General features: G+C 72.5%; 7 protein-coding genes. 3 read left to right on the forward strand and 4 right to left on the reverse strand.

What is annotated here, in order from left to right; all coding sequences use genetic code 11:
• Positions 1-66: 66 nt before the first annotated feature.
• Together ABYE80_RS14120 and ABYE80_RS14125 are read right to left on the reverse strand one after the other, a co-directional pair.
• A complete protein-coding gene (locus ABYE80_RS14120) occupies positions 67-1,671 on the reverse strand; it encodes an AMP-binding protein (protein WP_372790923.1) in 1,605 nt (534 codons plus the stop codon).
• Complete coding sequence (locus ABYE80_RS14125; protein WP_372790924.1) at positions 1,668-2,534, reverse strand: SDR family NAD(P)-dependent oxidoreductase; 867 nt, start codon at positions 2,532-2,534, stop codon at positions 1,668-1,670. The genes ABYE80_RS14120 and ABYE80_RS14125 overlap by 4 nt, the downstream gene beginning before the upstream one ends.
• Positions 2,535-2,629: 95 nt before the next feature.
• Between ABYE80_RS14125 and ABYE80_RS14130 the strand changes: the two genes are divergently transcribed.
• Complete coding sequence (locus tag ABYE80_RS14130) at positions 2,630-3,214, forward strand: TetR/AcrR family transcriptional regulator (RefSeq protein ID WP_372790925.1); 585 nt, start codon at positions 2,630-2,632, stop codon at positions 3,212-3,214.
• An 8-nt stretch (positions 3,215-3,222) separates the two neighbouring features.
• Here the strand turns inward: ABYE80_RS14130 and ABYE80_RS14135 are convergent, their stop codons facing one another.
• Positions 3,223-4,743 (reverse strand): flavin-containing monooxygenase, encoded by a 1,521-nt coding sequence (locus ABYE80_RS14135; RefSeq protein ID WP_372790926.1) that lies wholly within the window; start codon positions 4,741-4,743, stop codon positions 3,223-3,225.
• Between the two features lie 17 nt (positions 4,744-4,760).
• The gene (locus tag ABYE80_RS14140; protein ID WP_372790927.1) at positions 4,761-6,248 is read right to left on the reverse strand and encodes a flavin-containing monooxygenase; all 1,488 of its coding nucleotides are present in this window, start codon (positions 6,246-6,248) and stop codon (positions 4,761-4,763) included.
• A gap of 182 nt (positions 6,249-6,430) precedes the next feature.
• Here ABYE80_RS14140 and ABYE80_RS14145 point away from each other — a divergent pair, with 182 nt between their 5' ends.
• Together ABYE80_RS14145 and ABYE80_RS14150 are read left to right on the forward strand one after the other, a co-directional pair.
• Entirely contained in the window at positions 6,431-7,279 is an 849-nt protein-coding gene (locus ABYE80_RS14145; RefSeq protein ID WP_372790928.1) for an alpha/beta fold hydrolase, read from the forward strand.
• A partial coding sequence (locus ABYE80_RS14150) for an ABC transporter permease (RefSeq protein ID WP_372790929.1) occupies positions 7,276-7,599 on the forward strand: 324 nt, incomplete at its 3' end. The genes ABYE80_RS14145 and ABYE80_RS14150, both read left to right, overlap by 4 nt.

The following is a 7,599-nucleotide window of genomic DNA, read 5'->3' on the forward strand; positions in this document are numbered from 1 at the left end:
CCGTCTCCGCGGCCGCCGGTGACGGTCGCGTGCGCCGTGTAGAGGATCTTGCTCATGGGCCGGAGCCTATGGGGTGAGGGAGCGGCGCAGGACCTTCCCGGTGGGCGTGCGGGGGATCTCGTCGAGGCGAACGATCTCGCGCGGGAGCTTGTACCGCTCGACGTGCTCCCGGAGGTGCTCGATGAGTTCGGCGTCGGTCGCGGGTCCATCCGCGGCCGGGACGACGAAGGCGATCAGGCGCTGCCCGAACTCCTCGTCGGGCACGCCGAGCACGGCGACGTCGTCCACCTGCGGGTGGGATGCGAGCGCGTCCTCGACCTCCTGGGGGAAGACGTTCTCCCCGCCCGAGACGATCATGTCGTCCTCGCGACCGCTGATGAACAGCCGTCCGTGATCGTCGACGTACCCCAGGTCGCCCGTGTTCATGAGCCCGCCGTCCGCGGTCTCCTTCGTCCCGCCTGCGGTGTAGCCCTCGAACACCAGGTCACCGCCGACGAACACGTGCCCAGTGGCCCCGATCGGAGCCGGCCGCCGGTCGGCGTCGAGGATGCGGACCGTCCCCCCGAGCGGCGGGCGGCCGACCGTTCCAGGAGCAGCGCGCAGGTCGCCCGGCCCGGCGATCGCGCCGAAGCCGGTCTCCGTCGATCCGTAGGCGTTCGACAGCACGTCGCCGAAGACGTCCATGAACTGCGTGGCGAGGTGCCCCGACAGCGGTGCACCCGCGGACACGACTGCGCGCAGCGACGTGGTGTCCGCCCCCTCCCCGGCCGCGGCCAGCAGCCGGGAGAGCATCACGGGGACGGCCACGAAGGTGTGCACCCGCTCGAGCTCGACCGCGCGGAGGGCGTCCGCCGGATCGAACCGGCGGCGCAGCACCACCGGCGCGCCGAGGGCCTGGGCGATGGACGCGAACGCGAGCCCGAAGCCATGGAACAGCGGCGGAGCGACGAAGACCGGTCCGGTACGCCGGAGCCCCAGGACGTCGATCAGCGTGATGATGGAGCCCAGGAGGGAGCGCAGCGGCAGGTCACGGGACGCGCCCTTCGGCACACCCGTCGTGCCCGACGTCAGGATGATGATCTGGCTGCGGCGGGAGGGAACGACGTCGTCCCCGTCTGCCTCCTCGGCGAGCTGCGCGAGGGTGACGGTGTCGGTGCGCTCGTCGTCCACCCAGGCCAGCACGCGCGGCCCGCGGAACCCTGCAGCCGTCAAGCGCTCGGTGAACTCGGCGTCGTGGACCACCACCGCCGGCGAGCGTTCGGCGAGCGTCGCGGCGATCTGCGACGGCGTCGACTCGGTGTTCAGCGCGAGCACATCGGCTCCGGTCCGGCTCGCCGCGGCGATGGCGACGATGAGTCCGGCGTGGTTGCGGCACAGCACCGCGACGGGCGAGCCCGGGGCGGCACCCCGCTGCTTCAGCGCGGCCGCGGTCCTGCGGGCGCGCTGGTCGAGGTCGCGCCAGGTCACGCGCTCCCGTTCGTCGGCGACCGCCAGCCCACCGGGGTCGAGCGCGGCGCCGATCGCCACGGAGGACGCCGGGGTCGCGTGCAGTGCCGACGCGGCACGTCGTGCGGCCCGGACCCGACTGGGAGGCAGCGGCCGCAGGACGCCCGCGGACGTGAAGGCCCGGACGCCGTGTGCCGCGAGGGTCAGGTCCGCGCGACGACTCACGGCGACGGCTCGCGATCGTCCGGCAGGGAGGCCCCGTAGCGCCGCATGACGGCTGCCATCGCGCCCGGTGCGGCCTCGCTCATCGCACCGGCCGCCGTCGCCCACCACGGCGCGATGGCGGCCGGCCGGCGGACGATCGCGTCGCCGATCAACCGAGCGGCGTCCTGCGGGCTCATGCCCGGCACGTTCGAGAAGTCGGTCGAGGGTGCGCTCATCCTGGTGTGCACGAGGCCGAAGTAGATGGAGGTGGCGGTCACGCCGTCCCGGGCGCTCTCCGCGGCGGCGCTGCGCAACCAGGCGTCGAAGGCCCGTTTGGACGCGACGTAGGCGGCCCAACGTGGCGCGGGCGCCAGACGCGCACCCACGGTCGAGACGTTGACGATGTGCCCGCTGCCGCGAGCACGCATCGTGGGGAGCAGGCCGAGGAGCAGGCCGACCGGCCCGTGGTAGTTGATCGCGGTCGTGCGCGACACGTCGTGGAACCGGTCGTAGCTCTCCGCCAGCGGTCGGCGGATCGAACGGCCGGCGTTCGAGACGACGATGTCGGGCGTGCCGTGGTGGGTGAGCACCGTCTCGGCCAGGGCGTCGACCGCGTCCTCGTCCGCGAGATCGCAGGGCAGGGCATGGGCCCTGTCACCGAACTCACCGGCGAGGTCGCGGAGCCGGTCGCCGGAGCGGGCCACCATCACCACGGTCGCGCCGGCGCCGGCGACCATCTGCGCCGTCGCGGCGCCGATCCCGTGCGAGGCGCCGGTGATGAGGACCAGGCGGCCGTCGACCGCCTCTCGCAGCTCGGCGGGACCGCTGCGGGGCCGGGGGATCAGGAGTCGCCGTTTCGCGGCGCCGGACAGCCGCGCCGTCATCGCTGTCGCGGGAGGGTCGGCTCGCGGCGATAGCCTGCGCCGGGATGAGCAGCACGGGTCGCAGCCGGAGTCCGTCGGCGCAGGGACGCCGACGCATGAGCGCGGACGCGCGTCGTGTCCAGCTGCTGGAAGCCGCCCGCACCGTCTTCCTGCGCTCCGGCTACGGCGGCACGGCGGTCCGGGACATCAGCGACGCTGCCGGCGTCAACATCGCGTTGATCTACCGGCACTTCGCCTCCAAGGAGGAGCTGTTCGCCGAAGCGGTCGGGCAACCCCTGGTCGAAGCGCTCGACGGCTTCGTCGAGGTCGCCAACGCGGCGTCGGAGTACGCCGGGCGTACCGAGGTGCAACGCCAGATCGTCGAAGACCTCGTGGCCAACCTGCTCGACGCGATGGCCGAGATCACGCCGCTGCTGGGCGTCGTGCTCTTCTCCGACCAAGGTGCTGCCTTCTACCGCGACCGGTTCGCGCCGACGCTCGCGACGATCGTCGAGGCCGCGGAGGCGGCGAAGCCCAACTGGGAGCATCGGGAGTACGACACGACCACCATGTCGATGGTGATCGTCGGCATGTGCTTCATGTACGGGCTGCGGACCCTGTTCGGCGGTCCGCCCTTCGACCGCGACACCGTCGCGCGCGAGTTGACCGACGTGATCTTCTTCGGCTTGCTGCCGCGCTGAGACCGCGTTCACGGCGCCACCGCCGCACGGGTCCGGGTGTCGTAGGCCTCGGCGTCGAACTGCGACAGCACACGCTTCATCCGGAGCATCGTCCCGGGGAAGACGGAGGCGTTGGCTCCCTTCGCGTCCAGGTAGTAGCTCGTGCAGCCGCCGGCGTTCCAGGCGCTGCGACGCAGGCGCGCGTCGACGCGCGCCTTGTCCCGCGCCTGCGCCTCCGGGCGGACGTCGACCGCGGTCCACCCACGCTCCCGCATCGTGCGGAGCGCGTCGACCACGTACGTGAGCTGCGCGTCGAGCATCACGAACGCGGACGCGGTGCCGATGTTCGGCCCGAACAGCATGAAGGCGTTGGGGAACCCGCTGATCGTCGTGCCCTTGTACGCACGCGGGCTCCCGTCCCACACCTCGGCCAGGCTGCGTCCGGCGATGCCCCGGACGCGTTCGGCGATCGGCAGGTCCGTGACGTGGAATCCCGTGCCGAAGATGATCGTGTCCACGTCGTGCTCGGTGCCCGTCACGTCGACGACCGAGCGCTCGCGGATCTCGCGGACGGCGTGCGGGACGAGCCGGACGTTGTCCTGTGCGAGCGCCGGGTAGTAGTCGTTGGAGATCAGGACCCGCTTGCACCCGATCGTGTAGCGCGGGGTGACCGCGCGCCGCATCGCGGGGTCGCTGATGCCCCGGCGGAGGTTCCAGCGCGCGACCGGCTGCACGAGCGCGGCGAGTCGGCGGTGATGCGTGACCAGGATCATCGCGTCGAGGCCGGCCCAGACGGCCAGTCGAGCCAGGCGCTGCAGCATGGGGATCCGTCGTAGCGCCGCCCGCTGGAGCCGGCCGATGCGCCAGTCGAGCTTCGGCATGACCCACGGCGGGGTGCGTTGGAACACGGTCACCGAGGCGGCCTGCCGCTGGATGCGCGGCACGAACTGGCCCGCCGAGGCGCCTGTGCCGATCACGGCGACGCGCTCCCCGCCGAGGTCGTGGTCGTGGCGCCACCGGGCCGAGTGGAACATCGTCCCCTGGAAGCGCGCGAGGCCCGGCACGTCGGGCAGCACCGGCTCGTGCAGGGGGCCGGCGGCGAGCACCACGACCCGGGCGACGACGGGCCCGGTCGACGTCCGCAGGCGCCATCGCGCGGACTGGTCGTCCCAGCGCGCCTCGAGCACCTCCGTGTTCAGCGATGTGACGGAGGGGACCCCGTGCTCGCGTGCGGTCCGCAGGACGTACTCCTGGATCTCCGCCCGTTCGGCGAACACGCGGGTCCAGTCGGGATTGGGGGCGAACGGGTAGCTGTAGATCACCGACGGGATGTCGCAGGCGCAGCCCGGGTAGGTGTTGTCCCGCCAGGTCCCGCCGAGCTCGGCGGCGCGCTCGAGGACGAGCACGTCGCCCAGTCCCGCGGCGCGCAGCGCGATCGCGGTCCCGATGCCGCTGATCCCGCCGCCGATGATCGCGACGTCGACGGTGCGCTCCTGGTCGTCGCTCGGGGAGGGCGGTGGGTGGGTGGCGGTGGCCTCGGAGGTGTTCACGGTGGCGTCGGCGCTCCTCAGGTGCTGGGGCCCGTGGGGGACGGGACGGCGGGCTGGACGGTGTAGTCGCGAAGGTCGGGCGTCCGGAGCAGCTTCTGCCACGCCCGGCGGTCATAGGGCCAGAGCACCGGGACGGAGCCCGTGCCGACGTACCAGCTGGAGCAGCCGGTGGCCCACACCGTGTCGGCCATCCCGGCACGAACGTGGTCGAGCCAGCGCGCGGTGGCCTCGGGACTCGGGCTCAGGCAGTTGACCTCGGGCCGCTCGAGCACATCGAGCAGTTGGACGATGTAGTCCGACTGCAGCTGCGCGCTGCCGTGGATGGAGATCGAGACGAGCGGACTGTGCGGGCCGAGGACCATGAACAGGTTCGGGAACCCGGTGAGCGCGACCGTCCGGTACCCGTGGGGGCCGTCCGCCCACGCCTGCTCGAGCGTCAGGCCGTCCTCCCCGGTGATGGCGATCGGCCGCATGTACTCGTGCGCGCGGAACCCGGTGGCGAGGATCAGCACGTCGAGTCGGTGCAGGGTGCCGTCGGCGGTGACGATCCCGTCACGTGTGACCCGCTCGATCCGGGTGTCGACCACGCTCACGTCGGGGCGCTGTACGGCGCGGTAGTACCGCGTCGAGAGGACCGGTCGCCGGCACAGCGGCTGCTCGGTCGGGGTGAGCCGCGCCCGGAGCTCAGGGTCGCGGACGGTGCGCAGGTGCAGTCTCGCGACGAGGTCGAAGAGGTCGCGACGGCGGCCCGGGCTGGTCGCGGCGCCCCCGAGCAGCCAGTCCGCCAGACGTTCGATGCGGTCCGTCATGGCGTCGATCGATCCGGGCCGGCGGGCCAGCACCGATCGGACGGCCCGTGGGACCCCGAAGTTCACGGACGGGAAGATCCACTGGGGAGTCCGCTGGAACTGCGTGAGGTGGGAGGCGACGCCGCCCAGCGCGCCGACCAGCTGGGTACCGGTCGAGCCGCTCCCGATGACGCCCACACGGCGGGCCTGCACGGCGATGTCGTCGCGCCAGCGCGCGGAGTGCACGACCTCGCCGTCGAACTCCTCGAGTCCGGGAAGGTCCGGTGTGTAGGGGTGGTGCAGGAACCCGGAGGCGAAGACGACCGCGCGGCACCGGTGCTCGTCGCCCTGCGCGGTTCGCAGCAGCCAGTGGTCGTCCCGCCAGTCGGCGGCCGTGATCTCGGTCTCGAAGCGGATGTGCTCCCGGAGGCCGGTACGCGACGAGACCTGACGGTGGTACTCGAGGATCTCCGGACCATCGGGCATCCATCGACGCCATCCGGGGTGGCGGTGCTCGCGATAGGTGTAGATCGGGGACGGGACGTCGATGGTCAGGCCCGGGTACCGGTTGTCCCTCCAGGTCCCGCCGACCTCCGTGCCCTTCTCGAAGATCGTGAAGGGGAACCCCGCCGCCTGCATCGCCAGGCCGGCAGCCAGGCCCGACACGCCGGCACCGACGATCGCGACCGAGGTTGGGCGCTCCTCCTCCTCCCGCATAAGTCAATGTTTGCTTAGTTAGTGGCTGCCTGTCAAGGGCGCCCGAGGGACCGGCGTGCCGGAAGCGGCTTGACTTCCCGCGCTAGATCAGCAAACACTTACGTCATGGGAGGGAACCTCGGAGGCGAGGTCCGGCGCGGCTGCGACGGGGCGCGCCGGGAGCTTGCGGCAGGGCGCGGGCGATGACCGCGCTCGCCGACCTGCTGCGTGAACCTGGCTGGTCCGAGCACGCCGTGGACCGCCCGGACGGAACCCGCCTGCACGTCGGCGTGCTCGGCAGCGGCCCACCGGTCGTGCTCGTCCACGGGTACGGCGCGTCGATCGCGCAATGGTCGGTGGTGGCGCCCGCCCTCGTCGCCGCCGGGCGCACCGTCATCGCCTACGACCACCGCGCGCACGGTCGCTCGACGGTGGGCCGAGACGGGTTGACCGGGCCCGCGTTGTTCGACGATCTCGTCGCGGTGGCCGACGCCTACGACGTCGGCGACGCCACGATCGTCGGCCACTCGATGGGCACGTTCGTCGCGATGGGAGCGATGGCCAACCCGGCACTGCGAGCCCGCGTCGCAGGCGTCGTCCTCATCTCGCCCGAGACCGGCGACGTCTTCCGGGGTGCGCGAACCGCGCAGATCCTCGCACCGCTGGCGCGGGCGGGAGCGCTCTCCCGCCTCTGCCGGTCCCGCGTGGTCGGGACACGGATCGCCTGCCAGGCCGTCGGGCCGGCCACGAGCGACGCGGTCGTCGAGGCGACGCGGAGGATGCTGGTCGCCACCCCCGCCGGCACCGGTCCGCTGATCGGCATGATGGCCCGCGAGTCGGTGGCCGCGGCGCTCCCCGCACTGGACCGGCCGCTGACCGTGATCTGGGGGACGGCGGACACGACGACGCCGCGCTGGCACGCCGACCTGGTCGCGGAGCGTGCCCCGCAGGCCCGCCTCCTGACGCTGGACCGGGTCGGCCACATGGTGCCGTGGGAGGCCCACGACATCGTCGTGCGCGAGACGCTCGCGGTCGGAGCAGGTGGGCGGTGACGGCGCGCCTTCCCATCGCGCCACCGCTGGTGCGGGACCTCGGCGGGATGATGCACCTGGCCGCTCAGGTCGTCGCTCGCGGGGTCCGCGGCCCGTACACCTGGCTGCCCGAGTTCGTCGAGCAGTTCCGCTTCATCGTTCGCGTCTGCCTCTTCCCCCTCGTCCTCAGCGCGTTCGCCTTGTCGTTCGGGCCGGTGGGCGTGCAGGCGTCCGGGTTCTTCGAGCTCTTCGGCACCTACGACCGGATGGGCAGCGTCTACCAGCTCGTGGTCGTGCGGCTCTTCGCGCCGCTGGTGGTCGGCGTGATCCTCGCCGGCGCC

It is taken from the genome of Paraconexibacter sp. (assembly GCF_041602235.1).
GTDB lineage: Bacteria > Actinomycetota > Thermoleophilia > Solirubrobacterales > Solirubrobacteraceae > Paraconexibacter.